Annotated in this window: 16 protein-coding genes; 11 read left to right on the plus strand and 5 right to left on the minus strand. The window is 71.4% G+C overall.

The annotated features are described in order from the left end of the window. Nucleotides 1-11 precede the first annotated feature (11 nt). The 6 genes from lspA (at nucleotide 12) to ACVWW9_RS10785 (ending at nucleotide 8,304) form a co-directional block, all read left to right on the plus strand. Nucleotides 12-617: a signal peptidase II gene (gene lspA / locus ACVWW9_RS10760; RefSeq protein ID WP_456515504.1), complete on the plus strand. Its 606-nt coding sequence runs from the start codon at nucleotides 12-14 to the stop codon at nucleotides 615-617. Further along, nucleotides 617-1,537: an RluA family pseudouridine synthase gene (locus ACVWW9_RS10765; RefSeq protein ID WP_456515505.1), complete on the plus strand. Its 921-nt coding sequence runs from the start codon at nucleotides 617-619 to the stop codon at nucleotides 1,535-1,537. The genes lspA and ACVWW9_RS10765 overlap by 1 nt, the downstream gene beginning before the upstream one ends. Before the next feature lie 44 nt (nucleotides 1,538-1,581). Further along, a complete protein-coding gene (gene dnaE, locus ACVWW9_RS10770; protein ID WP_456515506.1) occupies nucleotides 1,582-5,091 on the plus strand; it encodes a DNA polymerase III subunit alpha in 3,510 nt (1,169 codons plus the stop codon). A gap of 389 nt (nucleotides 5,092-5,480) precedes the next feature. Then, nucleotides 5,481-6,800 carry a histidinol dehydrogenase gene (gene hisD, locus ACVWW9_RS10775; RefSeq protein ID WP_456515507.1) on the plus strand — a complete coding sequence of 440 codons (1,320 nt, stop codon included), beginning with the start codon at nucleotides 5,481-5,483 and terminating at the stop codon, nucleotides 6,798-6,800. Continuing rightward, entirely contained in the window at nucleotides 6,800-7,267 is a 468-nt protein-coding gene (gene nrdR / locus ACVWW9_RS10780) for a transcriptional regulator NrdR (RefSeq protein WP_456515508.1), read from the plus strand. Before hisD ends, nrdR begins: the two co-directional genes overlap by 1 nt. Continuing rightward, nucleotides 7,264-8,304, plus strand: a complete 1,041-nt coding sequence (locus ACVWW9_RS10785; protein ID WP_456515509.1) for a quinone-dependent dihydroorotate dehydrogenase — start codon at nucleotides 7,264-7,266, stop codon at nucleotides 8,302-8,304. Before nrdR ends, ACVWW9_RS10785 begins: the two co-directional genes overlap by 4 nt. A gap of 74 nt (nucleotides 8,305-8,378) precedes the next feature. Here the strand turns inward: ACVWW9_RS10785 and ACVWW9_RS10790 are convergent, their stop codons facing one another. Then, a complete protein-coding gene (locus tag ACVWW9_RS10790) occupies nucleotides 8,379-8,939 on the minus strand; it encodes a DUF3043 domain-containing protein (RefSeq protein WP_354261316.1) in 561 nt (186 codons plus the stop codon). Between the two features lie 136 nt (nucleotides 8,940-9,075). On the opposite strand from ACVWW9_RS10790, the gene ACVWW9_RS10795 reads away from it, so the two are divergent. From ACVWW9_RS10795 to ctaF, 5 genes are all read left to right on the plus strand, one after another. Further along, the gene (locus ACVWW9_RS10795) at nucleotides 9,076-10,506 is read left to right on the plus strand and encodes a M20/M25/M40 family metallo-hydrolase (protein WP_456515510.1); all 1,431 of its coding nucleotides are present in this window, start codon (nucleotides 9,076-9,078) and stop codon (nucleotides 10,504-10,506) included. Between the two features lie 51 nt (nucleotides 10,507-10,557). Further along, nucleotides 10,558-10,914 carry a HesB/IscA family protein gene (locus ACVWW9_RS10800; protein ID WP_123697646.1) on the plus strand — a complete coding sequence of 119 codons (357 nt, stop codon included), beginning with the start codon at nucleotides 10,558-10,560 and terminating at the stop codon, nucleotides 10,912-10,914. A 199-nt stretch (nucleotides 10,915-11,113) separates the two neighbouring features. Beyond that, nucleotides 11,114-11,971 (plus strand): aa3-type cytochrome oxidase subunit II, encoded by an 858-nt coding sequence (gene ctaC, locus ACVWW9_RS10805; RefSeq protein WP_456515511.1) that lies wholly within the window; start codon nucleotides 11,114-11,116, stop codon nucleotides 11,969-11,971. Beyond that, on the plus strand, nucleotides 11,971-13,689 hold the full coding sequence (gene ctaD, locus ACVWW9_RS10810; RefSeq protein WP_123698543.1) for an aa3-type cytochrome oxidase subunit I: 1,719 nt from the start codon (nucleotides 11,971-11,973) through the stop codon (nucleotides 13,687-13,689). Before ctaC ends, ctaD begins: the two co-directional genes overlap by 1 nt. Nucleotide 13,690: 1 nt before the next feature. Further along, on the plus strand, nucleotides 13,691-14,110 hold the full coding sequence (ctaF, locus tag ACVWW9_RS10815; protein WP_354261310.1) for an aa3-type cytochrome oxidase subunit IV: 420 nt from the start codon (nucleotides 13,691-13,693) through the stop codon (nucleotides 14,108-14,110). A 61-nt stretch (nucleotides 14,111-14,171) separates the two neighbouring features. Here the strand turns inward: ctaF and ACVWW9_RS10820 are convergent, their stop codons facing one another. The 4 genes from ACVWW9_RS10820 to ACVWW9_RS10835 all read right to left on the minus strand — a co-directional run bounded on the left by ACVWW9_RS10820 (nucleotide 14,172) and on the right by ACVWW9_RS10835 (nucleotide 18,387). Continuing rightward, nucleotides 14,172-15,362, minus strand: coding sequence for a mannosyltransferase family protein (locus ACVWW9_RS10820; RefSeq protein WP_456515512.1), 1,191 nt, complete (start codon nucleotides 15,360-15,362; stop codon nucleotides 14,172-14,174). Nucleotides 15,363-15,455: 93 nt separating this feature from the next. Beyond that, nucleotides 15,456-17,075 carry an FAD-binding dehydrogenase gene (locus tag ACVWW9_RS10825; protein WP_456515513.1) on the minus strand — a complete coding sequence of 540 codons (1,620 nt, stop codon included), beginning with the start codon at nucleotides 17,073-17,075 and terminating at the stop codon, nucleotides 15,456-15,458. Further along, a complete protein-coding gene (locus ACVWW9_RS10830) occupies nucleotides 17,075-17,461 on the minus strand; it encodes a globin (RefSeq protein WP_354261304.1) in 387 nt (128 codons plus the stop codon). The genes ACVWW9_RS10825 and ACVWW9_RS10830 overlap by 1 nt, the downstream gene beginning before the upstream one ends. Beyond that, nucleotides 17,458-18,387 (minus strand): mechanosensitive ion channel family protein, encoded by a 930-nt coding sequence (locus tag ACVWW9_RS10835; protein ID WP_456515514.1) that lies wholly within the window; start codon nucleotides 18,385-18,387, stop codon nucleotides 17,458-17,460. Before ACVWW9_RS10835 ends, ACVWW9_RS10830 begins: the two co-directional genes overlap by 4 nt. Nucleotides 18,388-18,393 lie beyond the last annotated feature (6 nt).

Raw genomic sequence — 18,393 nt, forward strand, 5'->3', positions numbered from 1 at the left:
GCGCGCGCTCCTTGCCTGAGGACAGCACGGCTGGCGACAGCACGACGGTCCCGAGGTCGACCGCCTGGCGGATGCTGGGCCTCGTCCTCGGGACCGCTGTCGTCGTCTGGGGCGCCGACCTGCTCGCGAAGGAGTGGGTCCTCGCCTCGATGGCGGAGGGCGAGCAGCGGCCGGTGCTCGGCGAGCTGCTGCAGTGGCACTTCGTCCGCAACCCCGGCGCGGCGTTCTCGTTCGCGGCCGGCTCGACCTGGATCTTCACGATCCTGGCCGCCGCCGTGGTGGTCTTCATCGTCACGCAGCTGCGCAGCATCCGCTCGCCGCTCTGGGCCATCGCGTTCGGCGGCCTGCTCGGCGGCACGCTCGGCAATCTCACCGACCGGCTGACGCGCGAGCCCGGCTTCTTCGTCGGGCACGTGATCGACTTCATCCAGGTCTGGGGCTTCCCGGCGATCTTCAACATCGCCGACATCTTCATCGTCTCGTCGATGATCGGCGTCGTGCTGCTCGTGCTCCTGAACATCGGGCTCGACGGCGTGCGCCGCACGGACGAGCCGAAGCGCCGGCGACCGGTCGACCTCGACGCGACGCAGCCGCTCGACCCGGAGGACCGGCCCTGATGGAGTCGCGCTTCCTGCAGGTGCCGCCGGGGCTCGACGGCACCCGCGCCGACGCCGGGCTCGCGAAGCTGCTCGGCCTGTCGCGCACCGCGGTCGTCACGATGCTCGACGACGGCGGCGCCGTCCAGGACGGCACGGTGCTCGGCAAGTCCGACCGCCTGCGTGCCGACGCGTGGCTCGACCTCAGCTGGCGGCCGCGCGAGGAGCCCCGGCTCGTCGCCACGCCCGTGCCGGACCTCGGCATCGTGCACGACGACGACGACATCGTGGTGGTCGACAAGCCCGCAGGCGTCGCGGCGCATCCGAGCGTCGGCTGGCAGGGGCCGACCGTCGTCGGCGCGCTCGCAGCCGCCGGCTTCCAGGTCGCCACGTCGGGCGCCGCCGAGCGGCAGGGCGTCGTCCACCGCCTCGACGCCGGCACGAGCGGGCTCATGGTGGTCGCGAAGAGCGAGCGCGCCTACTCGGCGCTCAAGGCGGCGTTCCACGACCGCGAGGTCGAGAAGATCTACCACGCCGCCGTGCAGGGCCACCCGGATCCGCTCACCGGCACCATCGACGCGCCGATCGGCCGCCACCCGAGCCACGAGTGGCGCTTCGCGGTGGTGTCGAGCGGCAAGCACGCGATCACCCACTACGAGACGCTCGAGGCGTACCGCGGCGGCAGCCTGCTCGAGATCGAGCTCGAGACTGGCCGCACCCACCAGATCCGCGTGCACATGGCAGCCCGCCGGCATCCGTGCCTCGGCGACACGATGTACGGCGCCGACCCCACCGTCGCCGCCCGGCTCGGCCTCTCGCGGCAGTGGCTGCACGCCATGCGGCTCGGCTTCCGGCACCCCGGAACGGGGGAGCAGGTGGTCTTCGAGTCGACCTACCCCGTCGACCTCGCGGGCGCGCTCGAGCAGCTCCGGGAGGAGTAACCCCGGCCTGTCGCGTCGGCCCCCGCCCGTAGGATCGAGGGGCCATGGCAGACTCCTTCGCGCACCTCCACGTCCACACCGAGTACTCGATGCTGGACGGCGCAGCTCGCATCAGCGAGCTCATGAAGGCCGTCGGCGACCAGGGGATGCCGGCCGTCGCGATGACCGACCACGGCAACGTCTTCGGCGCCTACGAGTTCTGGAAGGCCGCGCGGGCGCAGGGCGTGAAGCCCATCATCGGCACCGAGGCCTACATCACGCCCGGCACGCACCGGTCCGACAAGACGCGCGTGAAGTGGGGCGGCCAGGACGCATCCTCGGGCGACGACGTGTCGGGCGGCGGCGCGTACACGCACATGACGCTGCTCGCCGAGAACGACGAGGGGCTGAAGAACCTCTTCCGACTCTCGTCGTACGCGTCGATGGAGGGCTTCTACTTCAAGCCGCGCATGGACCGCGAGCTGCTCGAGCGCCACTCGAGCGGCCTCATCGCGACCACCGGCTGCCCCTCCGGCGAGGTGCAGACGCGCCTGCGGCTCGGCCAGTTCGACGCCGCCGTCGAGGCGGCCGCGTCGTACCGCGACCTGTTCGGCCGCGAGCACTACTTCCTCGAGATCATGGACCACGGCCTCGAGATCGAGAAGCGCGTGCGCGAGGACCTGCTCGAGATCGGCCGCAGGCTCGAGCTGCCGCTGCTCGCGACGAACGACCTGCACTACACGCACGCCGAGGACGCGAAGAGCCACGAGGCGCTGCTGTGCGTGCAGTCGGGCTCGACGATGGACGACCCGAACCGCTTCAAGCTCGAGGGCGGCGGCTACTACGTGAAGTCGGCCGCCGAGATGCGGCACCTCTTCCGCGACATGCCAGAGGCGTGCGACAACACGCTGCTCATCGCCGAGCGCTGCGACGTCACGTTCGACGAGCAGGCCAACTACATGCCGCGCTACCCGGTGCCGGAGGGCCACACCGAGGACACCTGGTTCCGGCACGAGGTCGCGGTCGGCCTCGAGCGCCGCTATCCGGGCGGCGTGCCCGAGAAGGTGCACCGCCAGGCCGACTACGAGATGGACGTCATCTCGAACATGGGCTTCCCCGGCTACTTCCTCGTCGTCGCCGACTTCATCAACTGGGCGAAGGACAACGGCATCCGGGTCGGCCCCGGCCGCGGCTCCGGCGCGGGCTCGATGGCCGCGTACGCGATGCGCATCACCGACCTCGACCCGCTCGAGCACGGCCTGATCTTCGAGCGCTTCCTCAACCCCGACCGCGTCTCGATGCCCGACTTCGACATCGACTTCGACGACCGGCGCCGGCCGGAGGTCATCCGCTACGTCACCGAGAAGTACGGATCGGAGCGCGTCGCGCAGATCGTCACCTACGGCACGATCAAGTCGAAGCAGGCGCTCAAGGACTCGTCGCGCGTGCTGGGCTTCCCCTTCGGCATGGGCGAGAAGCTCACGAAGGCGATGCCGCCCGCGGTGATGGGCAAGGACATCCCGCTCTCGGGCATCTTCGACCCGGACCACCCGCGCTACAAGGAGGCGGGCGACATCCGCGCCCTCATCGAGACGGACGCGGAGGCGAAGACGGTCTTCGAGACCGCGCGAGGGCTCGAGAACCTCAAGCGCCAGTGGGGCGTGCACGCGGCCGGCGTCATCATGTCGTCCGACCCGCTCATCGACATCATCCCGGTGATGAAGCGCGAGCAGGACGGCGCGATCATCACCCAGTTCGACTACCCGGCGTGCGAGTCGCTCGGCCTCATCAAGATGGACTTCCTGGGGCTCCGCAACCTCACGATCGTCTCGGACGCGCTCGACAACATCCGCGCGAACCGCGGCGAGGAGATCGACCTCGAGACGCTGCCGCTCGACGACCGCGGCGCCTACGAGCTGCTGCAGCGCGGCGACACCCTCGGCGTCTTCCAGCTCGATGGCGGGCCGCTGCGCTCGCTGCTGCGGCTCATGAAGCCCGACTCGTTCGGCGACATCTCGGCCGTCATCGCGCTCTACCGGCCCGGCCCCATGGGCGCCGACTCGCACACGAACTACGCGCTGCGCAAGAACGGGCTGCAGGAGAACACGCCCATCCACCCGGAGCTCGAGGAGCCGCTCGCCGAGATCCTGGGGGAGAGCTACGGCCTCATCATCTACCAGGAGCAGGTGATGGCGGTCGCGCAGAAGGTCGCCGGATACACGCTCGGCGAGGCCGACATCCTGCGGCGCGCGATGGGCAAGAAGAAGAAGGCCGAGCTCGACAAGCAGTACGCGGCCTTCGAGGGCGGCATGCTCGAGCGCGGCTACTCGGCCGGCGCGGTCAAGGCGCTCTGGGACGTGCTGCTGCCGTTCTCGGACTACGCGTTCAATAAGGCGCACTCCGCCGCCTACGGCGTCATCTCCTACTGGACCGCCTACCTCAAGGCGCACTACCCGGCGGAGTACATGGCGGCGCTGCTGACGAGCGTCGGCGACTCCAAGGACAAGATGGCGATCTACCTGTCGGAGTGCCGGCGGATGGGCATCACGGTGCTGCCGCCGGACGTCAACGAGTCGACGCTCTACTTCACCGCCGTCGGCGACGACATCCGCTTCGGCCTCGGCGCCGTGCGGAACGTCGGCGAGGGCGTCGTCGAGGGCATCATCGCGGCGCGCGAGCGCGAGAGCGCCTACACGTCGTTCCACGACTTCCTGAAGAAGGTGCCGCTCGGGGTCGCCAACAAGCGGACCGTCGAGTCGCTCATCAAGTCGGGCGCGTTCGACACCATGGGCGCCACGCGGCGGGCGATGCTCGAGATCCACGAGGATGCCGTCGACGCGGCCGTCTCGATCAAGCGCAACGAGGCGAACGGCCAGGTCGACCTCTTCGGCGACATCTTCGACGACCTCGACACGGTCGCCGACCGGGTGCCGGACCGGCCCGAGTGGGGCAAGCAGGACAAGCTCGCGTTCGAGCGCGAGATGCTCGGCCTCTACGTCTCCGACCACCCGCTCGCGGGACTCGAGCTCGAGCTCGCGAAGCACGCGACGCACCAGATCCAGGACCTCGCCGAGACCGCCGAGGACGGCGACACCGTCATCCTCGCCGGGCTCGTCACGAGCGTTCAGCACCGCGTCGCCCGCAACTCCGGCAACCCGTACGGCATCTTCGCGCTGCAGGACTTCGGCGGCGAGCTCGAGGTGATGGTGCTCGGCAAGAGCTACACGGAGTTCCGGCACACGCTGCAGGCCGACCAGGTGGTGGTCGTGCGGGGCCGCGTGCGCACCCGCGACGACAGCTTCACGATCCACGCGAACAGCATCGACACGCCGGACGTGCAGCCGGTCGACGAGACCCGCCCGCTCGAGCTGCGCATCCCGGAGCGGCGCGCGTCGATGACCGCGATGCGCGAGCTGCGCGGCCTGCTCGAGCGGCACGCCGGCCCGACCGACGTGCGGCTCGCGCTCGAGCGCCCCGACATCGAGCGGGTCTTCGCGCTGCCGCAGCAGGTGCGCGTCTCGAGCGACCTGTTCGGCGAGCTGAAGAGCCTGCTGGGCCCGGCGTCCATCGCCTGACCTGGTGCGGCCGGCTGGCGCACGTGCGTGGTCATGACCGCGGGTGAGTGGTCATTCCGGCGGGTGAGTGGTCACTCGGCGGGTGAGTCGTGCGCGCAGCGTGTCGCGAGTGCGGTGGATGCGGTGCGCATCCGGGAAGCGAGGGCCGGGCGCTCCGTCGTGCGGACGCCAAGGACCCGCGCCCCTCGGGTTAGCGGGTCAGGTGCGCGAGTGACCGCTCGGGCGCGGGAGTGACCTCTCAGGTGCGGGAGTGACCGCTCGGGCGTGGGAGTGACCGCTCGGGGGCGGGAGTGACCGCTCGGGGGCGGGAGTGACCGCTCGCGGGCGGGAGTGACCGCTCACGCGCGGGAGTGACCGCTCGGGGCGGCAGCGGGTGCCGCGCGAATACGATGGAGCACGTGCTCCGACGCCTCGACCTGACCTCTCTGCCCGACGACCGCACGCTCCGCGCGCTGCTGCCGCGGCCGGCGGTCGACGTCGAGGCGGCGCTGCCCGCGGTCGCCGAGCTCGTGCGCGACGTGCGGGAGCGCGGCGAGGCGGCGCTCGTCGAGCAGGCCGAGCGCTTCGACCGGGTCCGCCCGGCGGCGGTGCGCGTGCCGGTGGCCGAGATCACCGGTGCGCTGGCGTCGCTCGCGCCCGCGGTGCGCGACGCGCTCGAGACGGCGATCGCCCGGGTGCGGGTCGGCTCGGCGGCGCAGGTGCCGCCGCCCTCGCGCGTCGAGCTCGCGCCCGGCGCGGTCGTCGAGCTGCGCTGGCAGCCGGTCGACCGGGTCGGCCTCTACGTGCCCGGCGGCAAGGCCGTCTACCCGTCGAGCGTCGTCATGAACGTCGTGGCGGCGCAGGCGGCCGGCGTCGCCTCGATCGCGGTCGCGAGCCCCGCGCAGGCCGAGCACGGCGGGCTGCCGCACCCCACCATCCTCGCCGCGTGCGCGCTGTTGGGCGTCGACGAGGTCTACGCGATGGGCGGGGCCGGCGCCATCGCTGCCCTCGCGCACGGCGTGGCCGGCATCGGCCTCGACGCGGTCGACGTCGTGACCGGCCCCGGCAACGTCTTCGTCGCCGCCGCGAAGCGGCTCGTCTCGGGCGTCGTGCGCGTCGACTCCGAGGCGGGGCCGACCGAGATCCTCGTCATCGCCGACGCGAGCGCCGACGCCGAGCTCGTCGCCGCCGACCTCGTCAGCCAGGCCGAGCACGACGAGCTCGCGAGCGCGGTGCTCGTCACCGACGACGCCGGGCTCGCGGACCGCGTCGACGCCGCCGTGGAGCGCCGTGCAGCGGAGACCCCCGCGGCCGAGCGGGTGCGTGCGGCGCTGATGGGGGAGCAGTCCGCGATCGTGCTCGTCGCCGACCTCGCGGCCGCGGCGCGCGTGAGCGACGCCTATGCGCCCGAGCACCTCGAGCTGCTGACGGCGGACGACGACGCGCTGCTCGCGCGCATCCACCACGCCGGGGCGATATTCGTCGGCCCGCACGCGCCCGTGAGCCTCGGCGACTACGCGGCCGGCTCCAACCACGTGCTGCCCACGGGCGGCCAGGCGCGCAGGGTCGCCGGGCTCGGCGCCGCCACCTTCCTGCGCCCGCAGCAGGTGGTGCGCTACGACCGCGCCGCGCTCGCCGAGGTGCGCGCGGCCGTCACCGCGCTCGCCGCCGCCGAAGGGCTGCCCGCGCACGGCGAGGCGATCGAGGCGCGCTTCGAGGAGGCGCGCTGATGCACTGCCCCTTCTGCCGCAACCCCGACTCCCGCGTCGTCGACTCGCGCACGAGCGACGACGGCACCTCCATCCGCCGTCGCCGCCAGTGCACCCAGTGCGGCCGTCGCTTCACCACGACCGAGACGGCGAGCCTCTCGGTCGTGAAGCGGTCGGGCGTGCTCGAGCCCTTCCGCCGCGAGAAGGTCATCGAGGGCGTGCGGAAGGCCGTGCGCGGCCGACCCGTCACCGACGCCGACCTCGCGGGCGTCGCGCAGTCGGTCGAGGAGACGATCCGCGCGACCGGCGCGAGCCAGATCGACGCGAACGAGATCGGCCTCGCGGTGCTGCCGCCGCTGCGGCAGCTCGACGAGGTCGCCTACCTGCGGTTCGCGAGCGTCTACAACGCGTTCGACTCCCTCGACGACTTCGAGGACGCCATCCGCGCGCTGCGCGAGGACCAGCGGCCCGACGAGGAGCACCAGTGACCCGTGCAGCAGTGACCGCCTACGACCTGCTGTTCCGGCACGGCTTCTCGCGCGTCGACCCGGAGGCGGCGCACCACCTCGGCGCGCGCGCGATCCGCGCGATCGGTGCGGCCCGCCCGGGGGTCCGCACCGATGCCGGGCTGCGGACGCGGGCACTTGGGCGCGAGTTCCCGACGCCGTTCGGCATCGCCGCCGGCTTCGACAAGGACGCCACGATGATCGCCGGCCTCGGCGCGCTCGGCTTCGGTCACATCGAGGTCGGCACGCTGACCGCGCACGCGCAGCCCGGCAACCCGCAGCCGCGGCTGTTCCGGCTCGTCGACGACCGCGCGCTCGTCAACCGGATGGGCTTCAACAACGGGGGAGCGGCAGCAGCAGCCGATCGCATCGCGGCGGCCCGCGAAGCCGTCTCGCGCCCCGTGATCGGCGTGAACATCGGCAAGAGCCGCATCGTCGACGCCGACGACGCCCCCGCCGTCGAGCGCGACTACCTCGCGTCGACGCGGGCGCTCGCGCCGGTGGCCGACTACCTCGCCGTCAACGTGTCGTCGCCGAACACCCCGGGGCTGCGCGGCCTGCAGGACGAGCGGCTCCTCGAACCGCTGCTCGCGGCGATCCGCGGCGCGGCCGGCGACGTGCCCGTGCTCGTGAAGATCGCGCCCGACCTCGACGACGAGCAGGTGGAGGGCATCGCAGCGCTCGCTGCACGGGTGCACCTCGCCGGCGTCATCGCGACGAACACGACCATCAGCCGCGAGGGCCTCCGGAGCCCGGCGCATGCCGTCGCCTCGGCAGGTCAGGGCGGCCTCTCGGGCCCGCCCGTCGCGGCTCGCTCGCTCGCGGTGCTGCGGCTGCTGCGCGCGGCGCTGCCCGCGGAGGTCGACGTCGTCTCGGTCGGCGGCGTCGAGACGGCCGACGACGTGCGCGAGCGCATCGCCGCGGGTGCGAGCCTCGTGCAGGGCTACACCGGCTTCATCTACCGCGGTCCCGGCTGGGCGCGCGAGATCAACCGCGGGCTGCTCGCCCCGCACGCTTAGGCCGAGTGGTCACGACACGTCGGTTCACAGTCGCGGCTCGCGGCGTGTCCTGACCACTCGCGCGAGGGCCGGGCTCAGACCGGGTACTTGAAGAGCGTCGTCTTCGGCTTCGGCATGCGCATGAACGGGAGCTGCACCGACCGCATGGTCGCGTACCAGCCGTGGCCCTTCGCATCCTTGTCGCCGAACTTCGCGCGGATCGCGCGGCGCAGCTGCCAGGCCATGAGCACCGAGTCGAGGATCACCACGACGACGAAGCCCCACAGCACGAGGTTCGCGATGATGCGCCACTGCGGGTCGTTGATGAAGGTCAGCACGAGCACGACGATCATCATCGGCATCGCGAGCATGCCGATCGAGAGGCGGGCGTCGACGAAGTCGCGCACGTAGCGGCGCACGGGGCCCTTGTCGCGCGCGGGCAGGTACTTCTCGTCGCCCTGCTCGAAGCCCCGGCGGGCCTTCTCGCGCTCGGCGCGGATCTTGTCCTGCGACTGCTTGCGCGCCTCCTTGCGGTCGGCGGGCACGAGCGGCCGGCGGTTGCGCGCGACCTGCTCGGACTGCTTCGGCGTGCGGCGCACCTCCGGCTGCGGCTCGGGCTGAGCCTTGCTGGCGTCGGAGCGGCTGAAGAGCGGCACGTGAGGTCCTTCTCGACGTCGGATGCGTCGACGCGGAGTGCGTCGGCGCCGGAGGGCTGCGCCGTCGGATCGCCCCGGCGGCAGCATCCCATGGTACCGCCGAGCATGTGCGGGCGCGCCGCCTAGGATCGAGCGCATGACCCTTCCGACAGACCCCTCCGAGCGCGCCGGACTCTCCGACAGGGACCGCGCGGTGCTCGCCGCCGTCGACGCCGGCTTCGACCGCGCCGTCGACGACCTCAAGGCCCTCGTGCGCATCCCGAGCGTCGCGTGGGACGCCTACGACCCCGCCCACGTGCAGGCGAGCGCCGAAGCCGTCGCCGCCCTCGCGGAGGGCACCGGCGTCTTCGAGCGCGTGTCGATCGAGCGCGCGCCGATCGGCGACACCGATGCGCTCGGCCAGCCCGCCGTGCTCGCGACCCGCGCGGCCAAGGCCGGCCGCCCCTCCGTGCTGCTCTACGCGCACCACGACGTGCAGCCGTGGGGCGACGAGTCGCTGTGGCGCACGCCGCCGTTCGAGCCCATCGAGGTCGACGAGCGCCTCTACGGCCGCGGCGCCTCCGACGACAAGGCGGGCGTCATCGCGCACATCGCCGCCGTCCGCGCGCTCGCCGAGGTGCTCGACCCCGAGGTCGGCATCGCGCTGTTCATCGAGGGGGAGGAGGAGCACGGCTCGCGCTCCTTCAAGCGCTTCCTCGAGCAGCACGCCGACGTGCTGAGCGCCGACCTCATCGTCGTCGCCGACAGCGACAACTGGTCGACCGAGGTGCCGTCGCTGACGATCGCGCTGCGCGGCAACGTCGCCCTCAACGTGCGGCTCACGACGCTCGGGCACGCCAGCCACTCCGGCATGCTCGGCGGCGTCGTGCCCGACGCGATGATGGCGTTCGCCAAGCTCGCCGCCAGCTTCTGGAGCGAGGACGGCTCGGTCGCGATCGAGGGCCTCACCGAGGCGGACCTCGACGTGCCCGAGCAGTCGGAGGCGCACATCCGGGAGGAGGGCGCCGTGCTCGACGGCGTCGACCTCATCGGCACCGGCCCGCTGCTGCGCCGCCTCTGGGCGAAGCCGGCCGCGACGATCACCGGCGTCGACGCGCCGAGCGTGCCGGATGCGTCCAACACGATCCTGCCGACCGTCCGGTTCCGGCTCTCCACCCGCATCGCACCCGGCCAGTCGGCCGCCGACGCGTTCGCGGCGATCGAGCGGCACATCCGGGCGCACACGCCGTTCCGCGCGCACATCGAGTTCGACAGCATCGACCTCGGCGACCCCTTCCTCGTCGACGCGAGCGGCTGGGGCGCGACCGAGGCGAAGCAGGCGATGGCGGATGCGTGGGGCGCCGACCCGGTGGAGACCGGCATCGGCGGCTCGATCCCGTTCATCGCCGACCTCGTGCAGCAGTTCCCGGGCGCGCAGATCCTCGTGACGGGCGTCGAGGACCCCGCCACGATGGCGCACAGCCCGAACGAGTCGCAGCACCTCGGCGTGCTGCGCCGGGCCATCGGCGCCGAGGCGCTGCTGCTCGCCCGCGCAGGGGATCGCACGGCCGGTAGCAGCGCGGAATAGGATGGTGCTGTCGGGCGTTGTCCCGGCAGAGACTGGCGAGAGGAGCAGCAGATGACGGATCAGCAGGTGTCCGAGGTGGCGACGCACGGGGTGACCCTGACCGACGTGGCCGCCGACAAGGTGCGTCGACTGCTCGACCAGGAGGGCCGCGACGATCTGCGGCTGCGGGTCGCCGTGCAGCCCGGCGGCTGCTCCGGCCTGATCTACCAGCTCTACTTCGACGAGCGCACCCTCGACGGCGACGTCGTGCGCGACTTCGACGGCGTCGGCGTGGTCGTCGACCGCATGAGCGTGCCCTACCTCGACGGCTCCACGATCGACTTCGAGGACTCCATCCAGAAGCAGGGCTTCACGATGGACAACCCCAACGCGCAGGGCTCGTGCGCCTGCGGGGACTCGTTCCACTAGATCCCCGACGCACGGCCGACCGACGCCGCCGATCCCCTCCGGATCGGCGGCGTCGTCGCGTTCCACGGGGCCTTGTGGGCCGCGTCGCAGGCGCCTGAGCGGGGTCTGTGGGTACTAGGATCGAGGGAGACGCTGACAGACCCGGAGGAAGACATTGCGCAATCGTCGAACCCGTTTGATCGCTGCCCCGCTGGCGGTGGTGGTCGCGCTTGCGCTGGCCGGATGCACCCAGGCGCAGCTCCAGGGATGGATGCCGTCGCAGCCGGGCCTGACGAACCACGTCGACCGCATCATGGGCCTCTGGACGACCTCCTGGATCGTGCTGCTGGCCGTCGGCCTCATCACGTGGGGCCTGATGATCTGGGCCGCCGTGGCCTACCGCCGTCGCAAGGGCCAGACCGGCCTGCCGGTGCAGCTCCGCTACCACATGCCGATCGAGATCTTCTTCACGATCGTCCCCGTCATCCTCGTCGCCGGCTTCTTCGCGTTCACGGCGCGTGACCAGGCGATCATCGAGGAGCCCATCGAGGACCCCGACTACTCGATCACCGTCTACGGCAAGCGCTGGGCGTGGGACTTCGTGTACGACCGCGAGGGCCAGGAGCCGGTGCACTACCAGAGCATCCAGGTGCAGGAGGAGCCCGACTCGAGCCAGCTCGACGCGAGCACCCTGCCGACGCTCGTGCTGCCGACGAACTCGTCCATCGAGATCACCCTCGAGTCGCGCGACGTCGCGCACTCCTTCTGGATCGTGGAGTTCCTCTACAAGAAGGACATGCTCCCGGGCGTCACGAACCACATGTACTTCGAGACGGGCGACCAGGAGGGCATCCTCGCCGGCAAGTGCGCGGAGCTCTGCGGCGAGTTCCACTCGGCCATGCTCTTCAACGTCGAGCTCGTCAGCCCCGAGGAGTACGACGCCTACCTCGAGAGCCTCGAGCAGCAGGGCTTCGTCGGCCCGATCGACGAGACCCTCAACACCCACACGGGCGATGGCAACATCGACCCGGAGCGCGACGAGAGCGTCGACACGACCAATGAAGGCGAGGGCGAGTGATGACCGCCACGGCGACCCGACCCGCGGTCAGCCCGACCGCTGAGCGCAAGGGCAACGTCCTGGTCAAGTGGATCACCTCCACCGACCACAAGACCATCGGGTACATGTACCTGATCGCGTCGTTCGTGTTCTTCCTGATCGGCGGCGTCATGGCGCTGCTGATCCGCGCCCAGCTGTTCGCGCCGGGCCTGGAGATCGTGCCGACCGAGGAGCAGTACAACCAGCTCTTCACGATGCACGGCACGATCATGCTGCTGATGTTCGCGACGCCGCTCTTCGCCGGCTTCGCCAACGTGCTCATGCCGCTGCAGATCGGTGCACCCGACGTCGCCTTCCCGCGCCTCAACGCGATGGCCTTCTGGATGTACTCCTTCGGCTCGTTCATCGCGGTGGCCGGCTTCCTCACCCCGCAGGGCGCGGCCGCGTTCGGCTGGACGGCCTACACGCCGCTGAGCGACAGCGCCTTCTCGCCCGGCGTCGGCGGGCACCTCTGGGTCCTCGGCCTCGCGCTCTCGGGCTTCGGCACGATCATGGGTGGCGTCAACTTCATCACCACGATCATCACGATGCGCGCGCCCGGCATGACGATGTTCCGGATGTCGATCTTCAGCTGGAACATCCTCATCACGTCGATCCTCGTCGTGATCGCGTTCCCGATCCTGGCGGCGGCGTTCTTCGGCCTCGCGGTCGACCGCATCTTCGGCGGCCACGTCTACGACCCGGCCAACGGCGGCGTCGTGCTCTGGCAGCACCTGTTCTGGTTCTTCGGGCACCCCGAGGTCTATATCATCGCGCTGCCGTTCTTCGGCATCATCTCCGAGGTCATCCCGGTCTTCTCGCGCAAGCCGATCTTCGGCTACAACACGCTCGTCGGCGCGACGATCTCGATCGCTGCCCTCTCGGTGACGGTGTGGGCGCACCACATGTACGTCACCGGCACGGTGCTGCTGCCGTGGTTCGCGCTCATGACGATGCTCATCGCGGTGCCGACCGGCGTGAAGATCTTCAACTGGATCGGCACGATGTGGCGGGGCTCGATCACGTGGGAGTCGCCCATGCTGTGGGCGCTCGGCTTCCTCGTGACGTTCACCTTCGGCGGCCTCACCGGCGTCATCCTCGCCTCGCCGCCGCTCGACTTCCACATCTCCGACACGTACTTCGTGGTCGCGCACTTCCACTACGTGGTGTTCGGCACGGTCGTCTTCGCGATGTTCTCGGGCTTCTACTTCTGGTGGCCGAAGTGGACCGGCAAGATGCTCAACGACCGCCTCGGTCACGTGCACTTCTGGATGCTCTTCATCGGCTTCCACATGACGTTCCTCGTGCAGCACTGGCTCGGCGTCATCGGCATGCCCCGTCGGTACTACACGTACCTCGAGGAGGACGGCTTCGCCTGGATGAACCAGGTCTCGACGATCGGCGCGATGCTGCTGGCGCTGTCGATGGTGCCGTTCCTCTGGAACGTCTGGATCACCGCGCGCACCGCGCCGAAGGTGACCGTCGACGACCCGTGGGGCACCGGCCGCTCGCTCGAGTGGGCGACCAGCTGCCCGCCGCCGCGCCACAACTTCACCTCGATCCCGCGCATCCGCTCGGAGTCGCCCGCCTTCGACCTGCACCACCCGAACGCGGGTCCGCAGTACGGGGTCGGCGTGGGGCCGCTGAAGGACGCCCCGCAGCGACCGGTGGTCGACCTGGCAGACGGAGAGGTGCGCTGACATGCGCGCGAACATCATCATCCTCGGCGTGCTCGCCGCGTTCTTCTTCCTCTCCGCCGCGGTGTACACGCTGTGGCACATGGCGGCCTACGACGGCACGGTGGAGTGGACCGGCACGCTGGGCCTCGCGCTCACGGGCATCATGTCGACGTTCATCGGCTTCTACCTGGTGCTGACGCGCCGCTCGCAGCACGCGGAGCACCCCTCCGACCTGCTCGACGCCGACATCGACGACGCCGACCCGGACGAGGGGCACTTCTCGCCGTGGAGCTGGTGGCCGATCCTGCTCGCGGGCTCGCTCGCGCTGCTGTTCGTCTCGCTGGCCGGACCGACCTTCCTCATCCCGATCGGCGCGGGCCTGCTGCTGATCATGCTGGTCGGCTGGGTGTACGAGTACTACCGCGGCAACTTCAGCCGCTGACGCACGCACCTCCTTCTCGAACGACAGAGCGCCCCGTCCATCGGACGGGGCGCTGTGTCGTTCAGTCGGCCCAGTTGCCGAGCGCGAGCTGCACGGTGTTGTAGAGCAGCAGCGCGCATCCGAGCCACAGCGCGACCCAGAACCAGCGCCTCCGCCGGCCGCGGGTGAGGTCGGCGAGCAGGATGAAGATCGGGAACATCGTGAGCGTGTTGCGGGCGAGCGACAGGTAGCTGTTGCTCGTCATCAGGGATGCGGCGGTGGTGCCGACGAGCGTCGCCGATCCCCAGTCCTTGCGGCGGGCGAGCACGACGACGCAGATGGCGATGCCGACGGCCGCGACGACCTCGAGGACCGCCTGGATCTGCCAGTCGAGCTTCGGCTCGCGCAGCACGTGGATGCCCTGGTTGAAGAGCGTCTCCCAGGGCCAGCGGGTGCGCCGGTTCCATCCCTCGCTCTGCGCGTGGAACCACGCGAGCAGGTCGCCGGTCGCGACGTAGAGCCACACCCAGTAGGCGAGCACGCCCAGCCCGGAGCTGCCGACGGCGATGAGGTCGATGACGCGGAACCGCTCGCCGCGGCGCTTGAGGCCCACGAGGTAGAGCACCAGCAGCGCGATGACGAGGAACATGCCGCTCGCGCGGCTCGCGGTCGCGACGATCCCGAGGACGCCGACCAGCCAGTACCGGCCGCGCAGGCACGCGTGCCAGGCCCAGACCGCGCCGGCGAGGTAGAGCGCCTCCGAGTAGGAGGCGACCAGGAAGACGGCGTAGGGGCTGAAGGCGAAGAGCGCTGCGGCGCGGCGGGCCGTGCCGGCGTCGAACTGGTGCTGCGCGATGCGGTAGACGCCGACGGTCGCGACGATGGAGGCGATCGCGGCCACGAGCCACATGCCGAAGGCGATGCTGTCGAGGCCGACGGCGCCGAGCGACACCACCCAGGCGACGGCCCACGACAGCATCGGGTAGAGCGGGAAGAACGCGATGCGCTCGATGCCCGAGCCGCCGTCGCACGGCTGCCCGACGTAGCCGTAGGAGGCGACGCACGCGAAGTAGCCGCTGTCCCAGCGGTAGAAGAGGCCGAAGAAGCCGTCGGGGGCGTACTCCGGCCCGCCCGCGACCAGCACGACGACGAGCCCGACGAGCTGGATGCCGATGCGCTGCAGCAGCCAGATGGCGAGGCAGTAGCGGATGCCGGACCGCATGATCCAGCTGATCGCGGAGCGGCGCGAGACGGGGAGTGCGAGCGTCGACAACAGGGCCTCCCCGGAGCGGTCCGACGAGGGGAGCCTAGGTGATGCGGCGCTCCTGCGGGCGGGCCCGGTGGATCGCCTGAGGCGCTCCTGAGGTCAGACGGCGCGACCCGCGCGGCGCCCGGTGTGCAGGCAGCCGCCGAGGAAGGTGCCCTCGAGCGCGCGGTAGCCGTGCACGCCGCCGCCGCCGAACCCCGCCGCCTCGCCGACGGCGAAGAGCCCGGGGATGGGTGCGCCGTCGGCGCCGAGCGCTCGCGCGTCGAGATCGGTCTGGATGCCGCCGAGCGTCTTGCGGGTCAGCGTGCGCAGCCGCACCGCGATGAGCGGCCAGTGGCGCTCGTCGAGGATGCGGTGGGGCGCCGCGGTGCGCACGAGCCGGTCGCCGACGTACTCGCGCGCGCGGCGGATCTCGACGGCCTGCGGGTCGGTGGACGCCGGGTCGGCGACCGCGGCGTCGCGCTCCTCGATCGCGGCGACCACGGCGGCGCGGTCGATGTCCTCGAGCCGCTGCATGCCGTCGAGCAGCTCGGTGAGGCTGTGCGCGACGACGAAGTCCTCGCCGTGGTCGAGGAACGCCTGCACCGGCGCGGGCGCACCGGGCAGCACGCGCTGCGCGAGCCGGCGGATGCTGCGGCCGGTGAGATCGGGGTTCTGCTCCGAGCCCGAGAGCGTGAACTCCTTCTCGACGATCGACTGCGTGAGCACGAACCACGAGTGCTCTGCGCCCACCGACCGCAGGTGCTCGAGCGTCGTGAGCGTGTCGAAGCCGGGGTAGTTGGGCGAGGGCAGCCGGCGCCCGCGGTGATCGATCCACAGGCTCGACGGACCCGGCAGGATGCGGATGCCGTGCTGCGGCCAGACCGGATCCCAGTTCGCGATGCCCTCGGTGTAGTGCCACATGCGATCGCCGTTCACGAGCCGGGCGCCCGCGTCGTTCGCGATCGCCAGGCCCGAGCCGTCGACGTGGAGCGGCACGCCGCGCACGGCCTCGCGCGGCGCCGCGCCGAGTCGCGCGGGCCACAGCTCGCGCACGCGCTCGAGCTCGCCGCCGATGCCGCCGGTCGCGACGACGACCGACTCGGCGCGCAGCTCGAACGAGCCCGTGACGTCGCGGCTCGACGGCTCGCCCCGCACGGTCAGGTCGTCGGCCAGCCGGTCGCCGGCGACGCCCACGACCCGGCCGTCCTCGACGAGCAGGCGCGTCGCGCGGTGCCGGAAGGACAGGGACGCGCGGCCATCGGCCACCGCGTCGCGAAGCCGTCGCGTGAACGGCGCGACGAGGCCTGGCCCGGTGCCCCAGACGATGTGGAAGCGGGGCACGGTGTTGCCGTGCCCGCCGGGCGTGCGGGCGCCGCGCTCCGCGTGGCCGACGACAGGGAAGAGCCGCACGCCGAGCTCGCGCAGCCACGGGCGCAGCTCGCGGTGGGCGAAGTCGAGGTAGGCCTCCGCCCACCGCCGGCCCCAGGCATCCTCGTCGCGGTCGAAGCCGGCGCTCGCGAGCCAGTCGGCCCTGGCGAGCTCGAGCGAGTCGGCGATGCCGAGGCGGCGCTGCTCGGGGGAGTCGACGAGCAGCAGGCCGCCGAACGACCAGTACGCCTGGCCGCCGATCGACTGCGGTCCCTCCTGCTCGACGATGCGCACGGTGCGGCCGCGATCGAGCGCCTCGCACGCGGTGACGAGGCCGGCGAGGCCCGCGCCGATGACGATGACGTCCATCAGCGGATGAGCGGGTTGCGGTTGAGCATGGCCGTCGCGGCTCGCTCGAAGTACTCGTCGAGCTCAGCGCGGTGCAGCGGCGCAGGATCGAGCGCGTCGAGGGCGCCGCGCATCGCGGCGAGCCAGCGCTCGCGCGCATCCGGGTCGACGGGGAACGGCGCGTGGCGCATCCGCAGTCGCGGGTGGCCGCGCTGCTCGCTGTACGTCTGCGGCCCGCCCCAGTACTGCTCGAGGAACATCCGGAAGCGCTCCTCGGCACCCGCGCGGTCGTCCTGGGGATACATCGGCCGCAGCACGTCGTCGGCCCACACGCGCTCGTAGAACTCGTGCACGAGCGCGCGGAAGAAGGGCTCGCCGCCGACGGCCTCGTGCAGCGACTGGATCACGGCTTCGCCTCCAGCCCGTCTCCGACGACCTTCTGCACCGACGGCAGGTCGAGGCCGAGCTCGTCGAGCCCTGCCTTGACGCGGCGGCGCAGCTCGCGGGCGACGTCATCGCGCGCGTTGGCGCGCGTGCGCACGACGAGCCGCAGCACGACCGCATCGGGCGAGACCGACTCGATGCCCCAGGTCTCCGGCTTGTCGATGACGCGACCGAGCCACGCGGGCTCCTCGCTCATCGCTGTCGCGACGTCGAGCAGCTGCCGCTCGACGAGGTCGACGTCGGCGTCGTAGGGCACCGCCTGGTCGATGATGACGCGCGCCCAGCCCTGCGACCGGTTGCCGACCCGCAGGATCTCGCCGTTGCGCACGTACCAGAGGGTGCCCTCGACGTCGCGCACCTGCGTCACGCGGATGCCGACCGACTCCACGACCCCGGATGCGGCGCCGAGGTCGACGAGGTCGCCGATGCCCACCTGGTCCTCGAAGACCATGAACAGCCCGTTGAGGAAGTCCTTGATGACGCCCTGCGCGCCGATGCCCGCCGCGGCGCCCAGGAAGCTCGCCATCGCGACGAGCGACGCGGCGTTCACCCCCAGGATGCTGAGGATGAGGATGAGCGCGAGCGCCGCGGTCACCCACGCGAGCATCGTGTTGAGCACGCTGCCGATCGCGCGGGTGCGCTGCACGACGCGCACCTGCGCGAGCGGGGAGTTCGAGAGGGCCTCGGTGTCGGCGGCGTCGGCGCGGCGCTTGACGCCGCTCACCACGCCGCCGACCACACGGCCGATGATCGTCCTCACGATCCGGAACGCGATGAACGCGCCGACGATGACGATGAGGATGCCGATCGGCGCGCCCCACACGTCCCACCAGCCCGCCACCGCGGCCCAGTCCACGCCGTCGGGCGGCGTGCTCGTCTCGAACCTCATCCCGGC

The organism is Agrococcus sp. UYP33 (assembly GCF_054060915.1).